Annotated in this window: 17 protein-coding genes and 1 other annotated feature; of the genes, 3 read left to right on the forward strand and 14 right to left on the reverse strand. The window is 50.7% G+C overall.

The genetic code is table 11. The annotated features are described in order from the left end of the window. Positions 1–29: 29 nt before the first annotated feature. From JQN59_RS13300 to thrS, 13 genes are all read right to left on the reverse strand, one after another. The gene (locus tag JQN59_RS13300) at positions 30–743 is read right to left on the reverse strand and encodes an EAL domain-containing protein (protein WP_048214327.1); all 714 of its coding nucleotides are present in this window, start codon (positions 741–743) and stop codon (positions 30–32) included. A gap of 318 nt (positions 744–1061) precedes the next feature. Next, the gene (locus JQN59_RS13305; RefSeq protein ID WP_003832591.1) at positions 1062–1526 is read right to left on the reverse strand and encodes an NlpC/P60 family protein; all 465 of its coding nucleotides are present in this window, start codon (positions 1524–1526) and stop codon (positions 1062–1064) included. Positions 1527–1603: 77 nt separating this feature from the next. Next, positions 1604–2353 (reverse strand): vitamin B12 ABC transporter ATP-binding protein BtuD, encoded by a 750-nt coding sequence (gene btuD, locus JQN59_RS13310; RefSeq protein WP_149607152.1) that lies wholly within the window; start codon positions 2351–2353, stop codon positions 1604–1606. Further along, a complete protein-coding gene (locus JQN59_RS13315; protein ID WP_048226751.1) occupies positions 2353–2904 on the reverse strand; it encodes a glutathione peroxidase in 552 nt (183 codons plus the stop codon). Before JQN59_RS13315 ends, btuD begins: the two co-directional genes overlap by 1 nt. A gap of 60 nt (positions 2905–2964) precedes the next feature. Next, positions 2965–3945, reverse strand: coding sequence for a vitamin B12 ABC transporter permease BtuC (gene btuC / locus JQN59_RS13320; protein WP_048214330.1), 981 nt, complete (start codon positions 3943–3945; stop codon positions 2965–2967). 121 nt (positions 3946–4066) lie between these two features. Further along, positions 4067–4366, reverse strand: a complete 300-nt coding sequence (gene ihfA / locus JQN59_RS13325; RefSeq protein ID WP_003030571.1) for an integration host factor subunit alpha — start codon at positions 4364–4366, stop codon at positions 4067–4069. 4 nt (positions 4367–4370) lie between these two features. Next, positions 4371–6758 (reverse strand): phenylalanine--tRNA ligase subunit beta, encoded by a 2388-nt coding sequence (pheT, locus tag JQN59_RS13330; RefSeq protein WP_032943162.1) that lies wholly within the window; start codon positions 6756–6758, stop codon positions 4371–4373. A gap of 15 nt (positions 6759–6773) precedes the next feature. After that, on the reverse strand, positions 6774–7757 hold the full coding sequence (gene pheS, locus JQN59_RS13335) for a phenylalanine--tRNA ligase subunit alpha (protein ID WP_003832580.1): 984 nt from the start codon (positions 7755–7757) through the stop codon (positions 6774–6776). A gap of 124 nt (positions 7758–7881) precedes the next feature. Continuing rightward, positions 7882–8006: a sequence feature (Phe leader region), on the reverse strand. Beyond that, positions 7957–8001, reverse strand: coding sequence for a pheST operon leader peptide PheM (pheM, locus tag JQN59_RS13340; RefSeq protein ID WP_001386830.1), 45 nt, complete (start codon positions 7999–8001; stop codon positions 7957–7959). (Overlaps the previous feature by 45 nt.) A 120-nt stretch (positions 8007–8126) precedes the next feature. Next, on the reverse strand, positions 8127–8483 hold the full coding sequence (gene rplT / locus JQN59_RS13345; RefSeq protein ID WP_003030578.1) for a 50S ribosomal protein L20: 357 nt from the start codon (positions 8481–8483) through the stop codon (positions 8127–8129). A gap of 55 nt (positions 8484–8538) precedes the next feature. Continuing rightward, on the reverse strand, positions 8539–8736 hold the full coding sequence (gene rpmI, locus JQN59_RS13350; RefSeq protein ID WP_003030583.1) for a 50S ribosomal protein L35: 198 nt from the start codon (positions 8734–8736) through the stop codon (positions 8539–8541). A gap of 96 nt (positions 8737–8832) precedes the next feature. Further along, positions 8833–9375, reverse strand: a complete 543-nt coding sequence (gene infC, locus JQN59_RS13355) for a translation initiation factor IF-3 (protein WP_048997935.1) — start codon at positions 9373–9375, stop codon at positions 8833–8835. A 3-nt stretch (positions 9376–9378) separates the two neighbouring features. Continuing rightward, complete coding sequence (gene thrS / locus JQN59_RS13360; RefSeq protein ID WP_003832572.1) at positions 9379–11307, reverse strand: threonine--tRNA ligase; 1929 nt, start codon at positions 11305–11307, stop codon at positions 9379–9381. Positions 11308–11611: 304 nt separating this feature from the next. Between thrS and yniD the strand changes: the two genes are divergently transcribed. Beyond that, the gene (yniD, locus tag JQN59_RS13365; protein WP_003030590.1) at positions 11612–11719 is read left to right on the forward strand and encodes a small membrane protein YniD; all 108 of its coding nucleotides are present in this window, start codon (positions 11612–11614) and stop codon (positions 11717–11719) included. Positions 11720–11883: 164 nt separating this feature from the next. On the opposite strand, the gene JQN59_RS13370 is transcribed toward yniD, so the two are convergent. Further along, positions 11884–12642 (reverse strand): DUF481 domain-containing protein, encoded by a 759-nt coding sequence (locus JQN59_RS13370; protein WP_003832568.1) that lies wholly within the window; start codon positions 12640–12642, stop codon positions 11884–11886. Positions 12643–12929: 287 nt separating this feature from the next. Here JQN59_RS13370 and pfkB point away from each other — a divergent pair, with 287 nt between their 5' ends. After that, the gene (gene pfkB, locus JQN59_RS13375) at positions 12930–13859 is read left to right on the forward strand and encodes a 6-phosphofructokinase II (RefSeq protein WP_048226753.1); all 930 of its coding nucleotides are present in this window, start codon (positions 12930–12932) and stop codon (positions 13857–13859) included. Between the two features lie 268 nt (positions 13860–14127). Further along, complete coding sequence (locus tag JQN59_RS13380; protein WP_003030598.1) at positions 14128–14988, forward strand: fructosamine kinase family protein; 861 nt, start codon at positions 14128–14130, stop codon at positions 14986–14988. The last annotated feature ends 35 nt before the right edge of the window (positions 14989–15023 follow it).

The raw sequence follows: 15023 nt of genomic DNA on the forward strand, positions 1-15023 counted from the left end.
AGGCTGTTAAACACCAGCAAATAAAAGGGTTATATCTTAGCGAGCGAAATTATCTGCGCAGGAGGCACCGCAGGCCACAATCCTCCCTGCATGGCACTGAATCCCACAGGCAAGACGCGCTCCAGCATCTCTTGTGTATCAATTCCGCTAATGATTATTGACTCACAGCTGGGCGATAGTTGCGCCAGAATAGCCCGCATAAACGGTTCAAACGAAATATGTGCAATCCTTTGTTGAACAAAGTTTTTATCCAGCACGACGTGTTTGAACAGGCCGTCAAAAATTGCCCGGGTTGATATACCGCCAGAACCATAGTTTGTCAGGACTAATGGAAATCGCGCAGCAAGTGCGGCCAATACTGGATTATCTTTACCTTTGTTTAACTCCGGATAGCTTTCATTAATAGTCAGCTCCAGAAATGAAAATCGTTCAACTTGTGAAGCAAATTCAGTATCTGATAATAAAGTATTAGCAACTGCTGGCGTTAAATTAATCCAGGCGGATACTTTTCGCTGAATAAAAAAATGTTGGCACGTTTCGATTAATTCTAGTTTTTCTACAAATAAACGACATTGTTCGTCGTCTGACATCCGAGGTAGGACCAGCTCGGTGGGTATACGCACATCCCCATGCGCACTGGCGAAACTGGTGATGATATCGACGAATTCAAGATCGCCTTTTTCGCTTCTCGCAGGAAGAAAAGAGAACTCAGAATGGTAAAGATTATCCAGTGAAACAATCATCGTGCCAGCCCCGCTGCATGGGTGTTATCCGGCATCCTGTAGCAAAGGATGGAGAAATACGTTACTGCTGATGCAAGTAGAGGCCCTTTCATTTTTCCCTTTTTAGCCGGTAAATCGAATCCTTTTTTTTAGCTTATCCTGATTATAAGCGAATATCCAGCTTTGCACTTTTTAATATCTCGGAATAAATCATATTTTTAGCAAGATACGCTCTTAATGTTCAGGGGTATTGTCTAACCAAAAGCAGAAATAAAAGTTAACTTTCAAATGGTGATGTTGAGGCTGCGCACTCGATGGCAGCCTCGGAGTTGCGGGGGATTAAATACGTCGTGCCTGCCAAAAGTTTTTACGCCAGTAAACGTTATCCAGAGACGAGCGCATCACGCCACGACTGGTTGAAGCATGAATAAATTGATTATTGGTATCGTAAATACCAACATGCAGACCGCTTTCCCCAGACCCGGTTTTAAAGAAAACCAGATCGCCGGGCAGCAAATCGTCTTTATCAATTTCGGTACCAATCTTTGATTGCGTACGCGTATCGCGCGGGAGTTGCAGGTCGAATTTATCGCGCATCGTCATCAAAACAAATCCAGAACAATCCACCCCACTACGGCTCATGCCGCCATAACGATAGGGTGTGCCATGCCAGGTTTGTAGCTGATCATTAAGACCGGCGATAACGGCAATAGAATCCGACAAGCGGGCATTTGGCGCAGGCGCACGATGGCTGCTGCAACCCGCCAAAAACAATGCTGTGATGAAAAGGAGCCAAAAGCGCATTCAGTACGAATCCTCTGAATTTTATTTTTATGCCAATTTAGCGTGGAAATTATATGATTTTCAAGAACCCATTTCACTTAAGTGGTTGATATGAGCATTCTGTGCCCTTCAATATCCAAACGTCGGAAGTTGACGCCATAGGCCGCAGACAGATTGGCCGGCGTCAGTACCGCATCTCGTGAACCACTGGCAATTAGTTTCCCGCGTTTGAGTAGCCAGGCTTTATGCGCATGGCGTAAGGTGTGATTAAGGTCGTGGCTACTCATCACAATCGCAATGCCCTGCAAACACAGCTGACTCAACAGTCGGTCCAGTGCGTTTTGTTGCGCGACGTCCAGACTGTTCATCGGCTCATCCAGCAGTAAAAGCTGACCTAATGGATTCGATTGTGGGCAAATCTGCAGGATAACCGCAGCCAGACGCACACGCTGCCACTCACCGCCGGAGAGTTGGTTCACGCCGCGCCCCAGTTTATCTCCCAGGCCGAGCGCATCGGCGATCTCCTGTAACAGATCGGTGCGTGCTTTGTCGGGTTGATGCAGCGTCAGAAAATGCCAGACCGGCATGGCAAACGGCGGATTTTGCTGTTGCGCAAGATAGGCGCGATATTGCGCCAGCCTGGCGGCCGGCCATTCCTCCAACGGCATATCACCAAAAGTGATACTGCCCTCTCCGTTTGTCAGACCCGCCATACGCGCCAACAGCGTACTTTTTCCGGCACCGTTTGGTCCCACTAAATGCAGGATCTCTCCTGCTTTTATCTCACCAGTAAGCGGGCCGAGACGGGTCGATTCCGCGACGTCCTGTAGCTGCATCAATCGAGACATTAGTTTGCCAGCGCCTGCTTGATGGTTTGCACCAGGATGGGATCCTCAGGCGTCATATCCGGTGAGAATCGTTGCAGCACTTTTCCATCGCGACCCACTAAAAACTTCTCGAAATTCCACAGGATATCGTCCGGGTAAAGCGGCGCACGACCTTTGCTCGCCATTCGCTCGTAGAACCCACTGTCCGCAGGCGCAACGGCCGTTGGTGCGGCATCAATCAGCTTCTGATACAGCGGATGGCGTCCCTCACCGTTGACGTCAATTTTGCTGAACATCGGGAAAGTTACGCCCCATGTGGTACTGCAGTACGTTTTTATTTCCTCTTCGCTGCCCGGCTCCTGGCCCAGAAACTGGTTGCAAGGAAAACCAAGAACGCTGAAGCCCTGTTGGTGCCAGGCTTTCTGCAGATTCTCCAGTTGCTCGTACTGCGGCGTCAGTCCACATTTTGAAGCAACGTTGACGATTAACAGCACATTCCCGGAATACGGCTGCAGTGAGGTAACCTCGCCGTCAATGGTCGTCACTTCTGTATCGAGGATAGAGTTTTGCATAGCATCTCCAGAACAACAGGTGGATTTTCAGTTTTTAATCATAGACCGAACCAACGCGTTCTAGCGCGCGGCTTTTAACAATAGCCAGATAAATACCGGTGCACCCATGGTGGCCGTTACCACGCCGATAGGTAACTCAGCCGAGGCCAGCACCAAACGCGCGACAACATCAGCAAACAATAATGCGATTGCGCCAGCCAACGCACAACCTGGCAGTAAAACACGGTGATCGGTGAGGCCGCACAGTCGCAAAATATGCGGGATCACAAGCCCAATAAAACCAATCGCCCCTGCCAGAGCCACGCTCACGCCAACCATCCAGCCAGTGGCAACCACCAGCAGGTTGCGCCAGAACCATAATGGCAGTCCCAGCTGACGCGCAGAAGTCTCTCCTAACGCCAGCATATTCATCGGCTGCGACTGACAGCAAATCCACACCAGCACCGGAATCAACGCCACCATGAGCCAGGCCTGATGCCAGTCTACGCCACCGAAGCCCCCCATCATCCAGTACATCAGCTGTCGTAAGTCAAACGAGGTAGAGAAGTAGATAGCCCATGTCATCAGCGCGCTACAGATTATCCCCAGCGCCACCCCCGCCAGCAGCAGACGGCTGGTAGACAGATGTCGACGGGCGAAACGTAGCAGAATAAGCGTGATAACCAGCGCCCCGGCAATGGCGCAAAGGCCCAACGCCCAGCCGGGGAGTTGCCCCTGCCCCAGCAGCACCGCCGCGATAAGCCCGACTCCCGCGCCGTTAGATACGCCCAGTAATCCAGGCTCTGCGAGCGGGTTTTCAAACAGAGCTTGCATCACTGCGCCAGATAAGGCCAATGCAGCGCCTACCAGCAAAACGGCAAGGGTACGGGGAAGTCGAATTTGCCAGACGAACAGATCGCCGCGGGCGCTGAACCAGTCGCCGGGAGCGATCCATTGTTCTCCTGCGCACAAGCTTAGAATCGTTGCCAGTAGCATAAGTACTGACAGTGACAGTATCCAGCGCACGTTTCGGCGCTGTTGTTGATGGGCGAAAGTCAGCATGTTTTCCATTCTGCTGAAAAGAGATGGAGGTGATTCTACGGTGCTGATTAGGTAGTGAAAAGGAAAAAGGCCGCATAGCGGCCTTTTTAGTTATACGCGTCATACTCTGCGTATCGTTAAATCACTCTTCTTTGGGCGTTGCGTTTTCAACCCGGCTTTTTAACTTCTGTCCGGGTCTGAAGGTCACCACGCGCCGTGCTGTAATGGGAATATCTTCGCCCGTTTTCGGGTTACGGCCCGGACGTTGATTCTTATCACGCAGATCGAAGTTACCAAAACCAGAGAGTTTTACCTGCTCACCATTTTCCAGAGCACGACGGATCTCTTCGAAAAACAGCTCGACCAGTTCTTTGGCATCCCGCTTGCTAAGCCCAAGCTTATCAAACAGATATTCTGACATTTCAGCTTTTGTAAGCGCCATAGGTTCAATCCCTCAATGATGCCTGGAATCGCTCTTTTAATGCCTCTACACATTTGGCGACGGTAGCGGCAATCTCCTCTTCTTCAAGTGTACGGCTGGTATCCTGAAGGATCAGGCTGATAGCGAGGCTCTTATAGCCCTCCGCAACACCCTTACCGCGGTACACGTCAAATAAGTTTACGCCAACTACCTGATTTACGCCAACTTTCTTACACTCGGATAAAATATCCGCAGCGGGAACGTTTTCTGCGACAACGACTGCGATATCGCGACGGTTCGCTGGGAAGCGAGAAACTTCACGCGCCTGAGGCACCACGCGGTCTGCGAGCTTATTCCACTCCAGTTCAAACACCAGAGTGCGACCGTTCAGATCCAGTTTACGTTCCAGTTCAGGATGAACAACCCCAATGAAACCAATACGTTCACCTTTCAGATAAATCGCCGCAGACTGACCCGGATGCAGTGCTGGATTCGCTTCAGCTTTGAACTGAATGTCCGCCAGTTTGCCGGTCAGATCGAGAACCGCTTCCAGATCGCCTTTCAGATCATAGAAATCAACGGTCTCTTTTGCCAGATTCCAGTGTTCATCATGACGGTTACCGCAGATCACGCCCGCCAGCATTAGATCCTGACGGATCCCGAGGTTGGCCTGCGTATCTGGCACGAAACGTAAACCCGTTTCGAAAATACGTACGCGGTTCTGCTGACGGTTCTGGTTATACACTACCGTAGACAGCAAGCCAGTCCACAGGGACAAACGCATTGCCGACATATCAATAGAGATTGGGCTTGGCAGCAGCAGCGCTTCTTCACCCGGATGCAGCAGCGACTGGACTTTCGGGTCGACGAAGCTATAGGTAATGACTTCCTGGTAGCCTTTGTCATTCAGCATGGTTTTTACACGTTTCAGCGACAAATCCGCTTCACGATGCGTACCCATGATAAGACCCGCCTGAATCGGCGTGTTCGGGATATTGTCATACCCGTATACGCGGGCAACTTCTTCGACCAGGTCTTCTTCGATTTCCATATCGAAACGCCAGCTCGGCGCGACCGCTTTCCACTCATCCTGCCCTTCCGTCACGTCACAACCCAGACGACGCAGAATGTCACTCACCTGCTCATCGGCAATATGGTGTCCGATCAGACGATCCAGTTTGCTACGACGAAGCGTAATGGTTGCGCGTTTTGGCAGCGTGGCTTCGTTCGTCACGTCAATGACTGGGCCCGCTTCACCGCCGCAGATATCAATCAGCAGGCGCGTTGCACGTTCCATGGCCTTATGTTGCAGCGCAGGATCGACACCACGCTCATAGCGGTGAGATGCATCGGTGTGCAGACCGTGACGACGCGCGCGACCGGTAATAGACAGCGGGCTGAAGAATGCACATTCCAGCAGGACGTTTTGTGTTTCATCATTCACGCCGGAATGTTCGCCACCAAAGATGCCCCCCATCGCCAGCGCTTTGTTGTGGTCCGCAATCACCAGCGTATCTGCATTTAGCTTCGCTTCGCTGCCGTCCAGCAATACCAGGGTCTCACCCTCTTTTGCCATACGAACAACAATTCCGCCTTCAATGCGGTCTTTGTCGAATGCGTGCATCGGCTGACCCAGTTCGAGCAGCACATAGTTAGTCACGTCAACCACGGCATCGATAGAACGAATACCGCAACGGCGCAGTTTTTCTTTCATCCACAGCGGGGTCGGCGCTTTAACATTGATGCCTTTCACCACGCGGCCCAGATAGCGTGGGCAGGCTTCCACGGCTTCGACCTGAATCGGCAGGACGTCGCTAATGGTCGCGGCAACTGGCGCGATTTCCGGCTCAACCAGCGGGGCTTTGTTCAGTACAGCAACGTCACGCGCTACACCGATGATGCCTAAGCAGTCGGCGCGGTTCGGCGTGACGCTGATTTCGATGGTGTTGTCGTCAAGCTTCAAGTATTCACGGATATCGGTGCCAATTGGCGCATCGGCAGGCAGTTCGATAATCCCGTTATGATCGTCGGAAATACCCAGCTCGGAGAACGAGCACAGCATGCCTTCAGATGGTTCACCGCGCAGTTTCGCGGCTTTAATTTTGAAATCGCCCGGCAGAACGGCACCAACGGTTGCCACAGCCACTTTCAACCCCTGACGGCAGTTTGGCGCACCGCAGACGATATCCAGCAGGCGGTCGCCGCCTACATTCACTTTGGTGACGCGCAGTTTGTCAGCGTTCGGGTGCTGGCCACATTCAACCACTTCACCTACCACAACGCCATTGAACGCGCCGGAAACAGGTTCCACACCGTCAACTTCAAGACCCGCCATCGTGATTTGGTTTGACAGCGCATCGCTATCAATCGCCGGATTTACCCATTCGCGTAACCACAGTTCACTGAATTTCATTGTTTTATCCTGCCTTTATTTAAACTGTTTGAGGAAACGCAGATCGTTTTCGAAGAAAGAACGCAGATCGGTAACGCCGTAACGCAGCATAGTAAGACGCTCCATACCCATACCGAATGCAAAGCCGGAATAGATTTCCGGATCGATGCCAACGTTACGCAACACGTTCGGGTGAACCATCCCGCAGCCCAGCACTTCCAGCCATTTGCCGTTTTTGCCCATCACGTCAACTTCCGCAGATGGTTCAGTGAACGGGAAGTAGGAAGGACGGAAACGAACCTGCAGGTCTTCTTCAAAGAAGTTGCGCAGGAAATCGTGCAGTGTGCCTTTCAGGTTGGTGAAATTGATGTTGGTATCAACAATCAGCCCTTCCATCTGGTGGAACATTGGGGTGTGAGTCTGATCGTAATCGTTACGATATACGCGGCCCGGGGCGATAATACGGATCGGCGGCTGTTTTTCTTTCATGGTGCGGATCTGCACGCCGGAAGTCTGTGTGCGCAGCAGACGCGTCGCGTCAAACCAGAAAGTGTCGTGGTCAGCGCGCGCCGGGTGATGGCCAGGAATGTTGAGCGCATCGAAGTTATGATAGTCATCTTCGATTTCCGGACCAGTCGCCACGGTAAAGCCCAGCTCACCGAAGAAACTTTCAATCCTGTCGATTGTACGCGTCACCGGGTGCAGACCGCCGTTTTCGATACGACGCCCAGGAAGGGAAATATCGATCGTTTCTTCAGCCAGACGAGCATTCAGCGCAGCACTTTCTAATTCGGCCTTACGCGCGTTCAGCGCTTGCTGTACCTGCTCTTTGGCTTCGTTAATCACCGCACCTGCTGCCGGGCGCTCTTCTGGCGGCAGTTCGCGCAGGGTTGTCATCTGAAGGGTCAGGTGCCCTTTCTTGCCCAAATATTCGACGCGGACATTGTCTAACGCGGCAACATCTGAAGCCTGGTTAATGGCGGCCGTTGCACTGGCAACCAGCTCTGCGAGATGTGACATGGTTTTCCTCGTTATGTTGCGATATTCACTAGTCGCTCGTATATACGCAAAATCATTCAAGTTGTATCAACGCGGCCAAAGAGCGAATGCAGCCAATACAGAGACAACTTGAAGGATGACGCGTATAAAAAAAGCCTCCACCAGGGAGGCTTTTAGGCGCTGTTTTCCGTTTCTTCTTTCACGCGCAAGCCTCCTGAGTTCAGGTGCTAAAGTAAAAGAAGAAGCGGAAAATAGCAGCATTCATGCTTGCGTTACCTTGTGTGGTAAAAACCGGACAACCTTTATTGAAAAGGCTTACGGATAAATTGTCAACTAATTGATTGCACTACAAATAAAAGAGAGGGAGCCAGGCTCCCTCTTTTCACCGGCTTATGCCAGAGCTGCTTTCGCTTTTTCGACCAGAGCGGTGAACGCTACTTTGTCGAATACTGCGATGTCAGCCAGGATCTTACGGTCGATTTCAACAGAGGCTTTTTTCAGGCCGTTGATGAATTTGCTGTAAGAAATACCGTTCTGACGTGCTGCTGCGTTGATACGCGCAATCCACAGTTGACGGAACTGACGCTTTTTCTGACGACGGTCACGATAAGCGTACTGACCAGCTTTGATAACAGCCTGGAAGGCAACGCGGTATACGCGAGAACGCGCACCGTAGTAGCCTTTAGCTTGTTTCAAAATTTTCTTGTGACGTGCACGGGCAACTACACCACGTTTTACGCGAGCCATATGTGCTCTCCTGTATCTATATTCTTAGTAAAAAAATGAATTAAACGTTAACGGCTTATGCGTACGGCAGGCACGCGATAACCAGACCCAGATCGCCTTTAGACACGAGGCCTTTTGGACGCAGGTGACGTTTACGCTTAGTAGATTTTTTGGTCAGAATATGACGCAGGTTTGCGTGCTTACGCTTAAATCCACCACCACCGGTTTTTTTGAAACGCTTAGCAGCACCGCGTACGGTCTTAATTTTTGGCATTTTAATAACTTCCACTTCGCATTGTTAATAAACGAAACGTAGGCGAACAACGGCTGTGGAACCCGTAGGCTCCACAGACATTGCTACTTGAAGGCCTTACTGTTTCTTCTTAGGAGCGAGCACCATGATCATCTGGCGGCCTTCGATCTTCGTAGGGAAGGATTCGACTACTGCCAGTTCACTCAGATCGTCACGGACGCGGTTGAGCACTTCCATACCGATCTGTTGGTGGGCCATCTCACGACCGCGAAAACGCAGCGTGATCTTAGCCTTATCGCCATCTTCCAGAAAGCGTACCAGGCTGCGGAGTTTTACCTGGTAATCGCCATCGTCGGTGCCAGGACGGAATTTAATTTCCTTAACCTGGATAACTTTTTGCTTTTTCTTCTGTTCCTTAGAAGACTTACTCTTTTCATAAAGGAACTTGCCGTAGTCCATAATACGACAAACTGGCGGTTCGGCGTTAGGGCTGATTTCAACTAAATCTACTCCAGCTTCTTCAGCTTTTTCGATCGCTTCTCTCAGACTCACAATACCCAAAGCTTCGCCTTCCAGACCTGTTAAGCGAACTTCCAGGGCGCGAATCTCGCCATTGATACGATTCGGACGTGCCGTTTGAACTCGTTTTCCGCCTTTAATACCTTATTCCTCCAGTTGTTGAAGACTGCGGCTGCGAATCTCTTGTTGCAGCTTCTCAATCACTTCATTTACGTCCAGGCTGCCCAAGTCTTTGCCACGACGGGTGCGCACGGCAACTTTGCCTGCTTCTACCTCTTTGTCGCCACAGACCAACATGTAAGGGACACGACGTAAAGTGTGCTCGCGGATTTTAAAGCCAATCTTCTCATTTCTCAAGTCTGCTTTTACACGAATACCCGCATTTTGTAGTTTCTGCGTTAATTCGTTAACGTATTCAGACTGAGAATCGGTGATGTTCATGACCACAACCTGAACCGGCGCGAGCCAGGTCGGGAAGAAGCCCGCGAACTCTTCGGTCAGGATACCGATGAAACGTTCCATCGACCCAAGAATAGCACGGTGAATCATAACCGGAACCTGACGCTCGTTGTTTTCGCCAACGTAAGAGGCGCTTAAACGGGACGGCAGGGAGAAGTCCAGCTGTACAGTACCGCACTGCCATGCACGATCGAGGCAGTCATACAGGGTAAATTCAATTTTCGGACCGTAGAACGCGCCCTCACCCAGTTGGAACTCAAACGGGATGTTGTTTTCTTCCAGCGCAACGGCCAGGTCAGCTTCAGCACGGTCCCACATTTCATCGCTACCGATACGTTTTTCGGGGCGAGTGGACAGTTTGACGACGATTTTCTCGAAGCCAAAGGTGCTGTACATATCGTAGACCATACGAATGCACGCGTTAACTTCATCACGAATCTGCTCTTCAGTACAGAAGATATGTGCATCATCTTGAGTGAAGCCACGAACACGCATCAGGCCATGCAGCGCACCTGACGGTTCATTACGGTGGCAGCTACCAAACTCAGCCATACGCAGCGGCAGATCGCGATAGGATTTCAGACCCTGATTAAAGATCTGCACGTGGCCTGGGCAGTTCATTGGCTTAATGCAGTATTCACGGTTCTCAGAAGAGGTGGTGAACATTGCATCTTTGTAGTTGTCCCAGTGACCTGTTTTTTCCCACAGCACACGGTCCATCATGAACGGACCTTTCACTTCCTGATACTGGTATTCTTTCAGTTTTGAACGAACGAATACTTCCAGTTCACGGAAGATAGTCCAGCCATCGTTGTGCCAGAACACCATACCAGGTGCTTCTTCCTGCATATGATACAGGTCAAGCTGTTTACCGATTTTACGGTGATCGCGTTTGGCTGCTTCTTCCAGACGTTGCAGGTAGGCATTCAGGGCTTTTTTATCTGCCCATGCAGTACCATAAATACGCTGCAGCATCTTGTTATTGCTGTCGCCACGCCAGTATGCCCCTGCGGTCTTCATCAGTTTGAAGTGATGGCAGAAACGCATGTTCGGCACGTGCGGGCCACGGCACATATCGACATATTCTTCATGATGGTACAAGCCAGGCTTGTCATCATGGGCAATGTTTTCATCAAGAATGGAGACTTTATAGGTCTCGCCACGCTTCACGAAGGTTTCACGCGCTTCGTACCAGCTGACTTTCTTCTTAATGACATCGTAGTTTTTCTCAGCGAGCTCGTGCATCCGCTTCTCGAGCGCGTCGACGTCTTCCTGGGTTAACGTACGGTCAAGATCGATATCGTAGTAAAAACCGTTATCAACAACCGGTCCGATCGCCATTTTGGTGTGCGGCCAGAGTTGTTTGATCGCGTGCCCTAACAGGTGCGCACAGGAGTGACGAATGATCTCCAGACCTTCTTCATCCTTCGCGGTGATTATGGAGAGCTTCGCATCATGCTCAATCAGATCGGAAGCATCTACCAGCTCACCGTCAACACGGCCAGCAATAGTGGCTTTCGCCAGACCTGGACCGATGTCCAGCGCAACATCCATGGGGCTTACAGCGTGGTCGTAATGGCGTTGGCTGCCATCAGGAAGAGTAATAACAGGCATGTTATATCCTTATTTGCAGTGGTGCCCCACACGTAAGAGCACATACAAAGATTCAATATTTAAAATTATCAAAAAGGTCTGGGCTGATTCCCGCTTCACTCTGCGAAATATGTCACTGGTCGCCTTAGAGACCACACTGGACCTACACCCGCTTTTTGATAACACCGTTTGACAGTGTACACGGCATTACGGGTCGATCAAAGCAACAATCAACGCGCGCTCTATGATGTAAATCAATTCACTGACACCCAACCGTCTTTGTTACACTTGCACAAAGTCATCTAACCTGAGCAGGAAAAAAACAATGCCCACAAATCGCTTTGCGAAGAAACACTGGAAGATGGTTGTGATTCTGCTCGTTATTTGTGCGGCCATGTTGATGCTGCGCTGGGCTGCGATGATCTGGGGCTAAATGACGCTCACCCACTGTTCCGCTTTCGTTTATTTATCGATTAATCGAATTTGTCTGAAAATAGCGCGTTATGACCAGATAAAAAAATAAAACGCAAATTAAATATTAAATAAACTTAACTTTAATTTAGAAAAGCCAGGTCATTTATTTGACCCGGCTTGTCGTTACATCCGATAGCCGAGGGAAACTGTCGTGCGGCGATCGGTATGCTCCGGCGCTGTTGCCGGCGGTTCAGAGTTCCAGGTCACGTTGTAAGCCACCTTTAACCCAAAGTGCTCGTTGATGGCAACGTTCAGGGCAGTTTCAGAGTTGAGCGTGGTATCGTCAGCGCCGAATACCGACACACCCTGAGTAAACTTGGTATTGTCCGTCATCTGCCATGCATAGGCCCCGGACGCATAGCCCAACGGCTGTGTTTCGGTGGTGCCATCCGTGTGCTCGTCATAGCGCACGCCAGGACCGAATTCGAAACGGAAGCTGTGCACAGGTCCGTTGAGGAACTGACGACCGTAACCTGCGGTCAGTACGTCACGCTCGCGATAACCGTTGTAACGGTCGGTCAACCAGCTTGCCTGCCCAAAGAGATAGTCATAGTCGGTCATGTTATAACGACTACGGCCACCTACGGCATATTTCTCCGATGAACGCTCATCATTTGAGGAGGTATTGCTGGCATTTCCCCACAGAGACCATGCGGTCGTTTGGCCGTACCAGGTCATGGTGGTATCTGCGGTTAAAGAAGAACTTTTTGTGTTGCCTGACTGGGCGAGATATCCCGCGTTCAGGTTACCTTCAAAGGGTTTTTTCGCGCTGGAAGGGTCATCCATGACAGTAAAAACGGAATCATCGGCTACAGCATGCATTGACGCAAGCAGGCCTCCCGTCAGCAATAATGCTGCGGGCACTGTCTTCAAAAGCTTCATTTATTAAGAGTCCGTACAACAAAAAAAGAGACCATTACGGTCTCGGAAACTTTCATATGGATCAATGACAAAAGACCCTTGAAAGGTAACAAATTATAAAAAGACTCGAATAACATAGCAATAAATTCTTATTTCATTTTTTGAATAAGAGCGTTCCTAAACCTTTATTTTATTTATATATCTTTATGACGATAATTTTAAATAAAGATATGAAAAATCATGTTGTTAATTACTTCACTTTCGGGAGGTTAAGTGCCAGACTGAGTTCAGCCTAACAGGAGGTAAAGATGGTACGTATCTATACGTTAACACTTGCGCCCTCTCTCGATAGCGCAACAATCACCCCGCAAATTTACCCGGAAGGTAAGCTTCGTTGTACCTCGCCGGTTTTTGAACCCGGCGGCGGCGGTATCAACGTCGCTCGCGCAATTGCCCATCTTGGCGGAACCGCAACAGCGATTTTCCCCGCGGGGGGAGCAACCGGAGAACATCTTGTTGCATTGCTCGCCGACGAAAATGTTCCCGTATCTACCGTCGAAGCCAAAGACTGGACCCGACAAAATCTTCATGTCCACGTGGAGTCCAGCGGCGAACAATATCGTTTTGTCATGCCAGGCGCTGCGCTGACCGATGAAGAGTTCTACCAACTTCAGGATCAGGTGCTGGAAATTGAATCTGGCGCGCTGCTGGTCATCAGCGGCAGTTTGCCGCCCGGCGTACAGCTTGAGAAATTGACCCGACTCATTACCACCGCACAAAAACAGGGGATCCGCTGTATTGTCGACAGTTCAGGCGAAGCACTGACGGCGGCGTTAGCCATCGGCAATATCGAACTGGTCAAACCCAACCTCAAAGAACTGAGTGCGCTGGTTAACCGCGAACTGACACAGCCCGATGATGTGCGCAAAGCCGCACAGGAAATCGTGCAAAGCGGAAAAGCGCACCGCGTTGTGGTCTCGCTTGGGCCGCAAGGGGCGCTGGGTGTAGATCGCGATACCTGCGTTCAAGTGGTTCCGCCACCGGTGAAAAGTCAAAGTACCGTAGGCGCGGGCGACAGTATGGTCGGGGCCATGACGCTTAAACTGGCAGAGAACGCGCCTTTTGAGGATATTGTCCGTTACGGTGTCGCCGCCGGTAGCGCAGCAACCCTGAATCAGGGTACGCGTCTGTGCGCTTTGGACGATACGCAAAAAATATATGCATACCTTGCGCAGTAATGGCACCGTCCCCCTTTTAACAGAAGGGGGATGTTCCGGTAAAACTGTCGGCATGGGGGTTATACGTCTATGCTAAAAAATCACGTGATTACAAAGAAGTGAATCATGTGCAGTCAGGTGTCTCCACAACGGTACGGGGTGAAGAAGAACGACAAACATTAAGTGCCTTTCCAGCGATGACGCGTCCGTGGTGTGCGTCAGTTCGTGTTTTTTAACCGCATTCTTGCGCTAACCTTATGATCTGGCAGACAACATGGGGAGAGACATCATGTGGCAGGCTATCAGTCGTCTTTTAAGCGAGCAATTAGGTGAAGGCGAAATCGAACTGCGTAATGAACTGCCCGGCGGAGAGATCCACGCCGCATGGCATTTACGCTATGCGGGGCGAGATTTTTTCGTCAAATGCGATGAAAGAGAGCTGTTAACCGGCTTTACGGCAGAAGCCGATCAGCTGGAGCTACTTTCCCGCAGTCAAACTGTATCTGTACCGAAAGTCTGGGCAGTAGGCGCAGACAGAGATTACAGCTTTCTGGTGATGGATTTCCTCCCTCCCCGTCCGCTTGATGCGCATAACGCGTTTATCCTCGGTCAACAGCTTGCGCATTTGCACGAATGGAGCGACCAGCCTCAGTTTGGTCTCGACTTCGATAACGCGCTCTCTACCACGCCGCAGCCAAATACCTGGCAACGTCGCTGGTCAACCTTTTTCGCTGAGCAGCGTATAGGCTGGCAGCTGGAACTCGCCGCTGAAAAAGGCATTGCGTTTGGCAATATTGACGCCATCGTCGAACATGTCCAGCAACGTCTCTCTTCTCATCAGCCGCAGCCGTCTCTCCTGCACGGTGATTTGTGGTCCGGGAACTGCGCCCTCGGTCCTAACGGTCCGTACATCTTTGACCCTGCCTGCTACTGGGGGGACAGAGAGTGTGACCTGGCAATGCTGCCGTTACATACCGATCAGCCGCCGCAAATTTATGACGGTTACCAGTCTGTCTCGCCACTACCGCTGGACTTTCTCGATAGGCAGCCAATCTACCAGCTCTATACGCTGCTGAATCGGGCAATTCTGTTCGGGGGACAGCATTTAGTTGTGGCGCAGAAAGCGCTGGATAGATTACTGGCGGCTTAACGACGTACCGTGTTGCTTATCAGGCCTGCCGTTTC

Source organism: Citrobacter sp. B72 (assembly GCF_016894305.1).
In the GTDB taxonomy this organism is placed as follows: Bacteria; Pseudomonadota; Gammaproteobacteria; order Enterobacterales; family Enterobacteriaceae; genus Citrobacter; species Citrobacter portucalensis.

Excerpts from the sequence above, each read along its gene's own strand:
- JQN59_RS13300 (WP_048214327.1), bottom strand. The coding sequence starts at position 743 with ATGATTGTTTCACTGGATAATCTTTACCATTCTGAGTTCTCTTTTCTT.
- rpmI (WP_003030583.1), bottom strand. The coding sequence starts at position 8,736 with ATGCCAAAAATTAAGACCGTACGCGGTGCTGCTAAGCGTTTCAAAAAA.
- ihfA (WP_003030571.1), bottom strand. The coding sequence starts at position 4,366 with ATGGCGCTTACAAAAGCTGAAATGTCAGAATATCTGTTTGATAAGCTT.
- thrS (WP_003832572.1), bottom strand. The coding sequence starts at position 11,307 with ATGCCTGTTATTACTCTTCCTGATGGCAGCCAACGCCATTACGACCAC.
- pfkB (WP_048226753.1), top strand. The coding sequence starts at position 12,930 with ATGGTACGTATCTATACGTTAACACTTGCGCCCTCTCTCGATAGCGCA.
- btuD (WP_149607152.1), bottom strand. The coding sequence starts at position 2,353 with ATGTCTCGATTGATGCAGCTACAGGACGTCGCGGAATCGACCCGTCTC.
- JQN59_RS13315 (WP_048226751.1), bottom strand. The coding sequence starts at position 2,904 with ATGCAAAACTCTATCCTCGATACAGAAGTGACGACCATTGACGGCGAG.
- JQN59_RS13380 (WP_003030598.1), top strand. The coding sequence starts at position 14,128 with ATGTGGCAGGCTATCAGTCGTCTTTTAAGCGAGCAATTAGGTGAAGGC.
- btuC (WP_048214330.1), bottom strand. The coding sequence starts at position 3,945 with ATGCTGACTTTCGCCCATCAACAACAGCGCCGAAACGTGCGCTGGATA.
- JQN59_RS13305 (WP_003832591.1), bottom strand. The coding sequence starts at position 1,526 with ATGCGCTTTTGGCTCCTTTTCATCACAGCATTGTTTTTGGCGGGTTGC.
- pheS (WP_003832580.1), bottom strand. The coding sequence starts at position 7,757 with ATGTCACATCTCGCAGAGCTGGTTGCCAGTGCAACGGCCGCCATTAAC.
- rplT (WP_003030578.1), bottom strand. The coding sequence starts at position 8,483 with ATGGCTCGCGTAAAACGTGGTGTAGTTGCCCGTGCACGTCACAAGAAA.
- pheT (WP_032943162.1), bottom strand. The coding sequence starts at position 6,758 with ATGAAATTCAGTGAACTGTGGTTACGCGAATGGGTAAATCCGGCGATT.
- yniD (WP_003030590.1), top strand. The coding sequence starts at position 11,612 with ATGCCCACAAATCGCTTTGCGAAGAAACACTGGAAGATGGTTGTGATT.
- JQN59_RS13370 (WP_003832568.1), bottom strand. The coding sequence starts at position 12,642 with ATGAAGCTTTTGAAGACAGTGCCCGCAGCATTATTGCTGACGGGAGGC.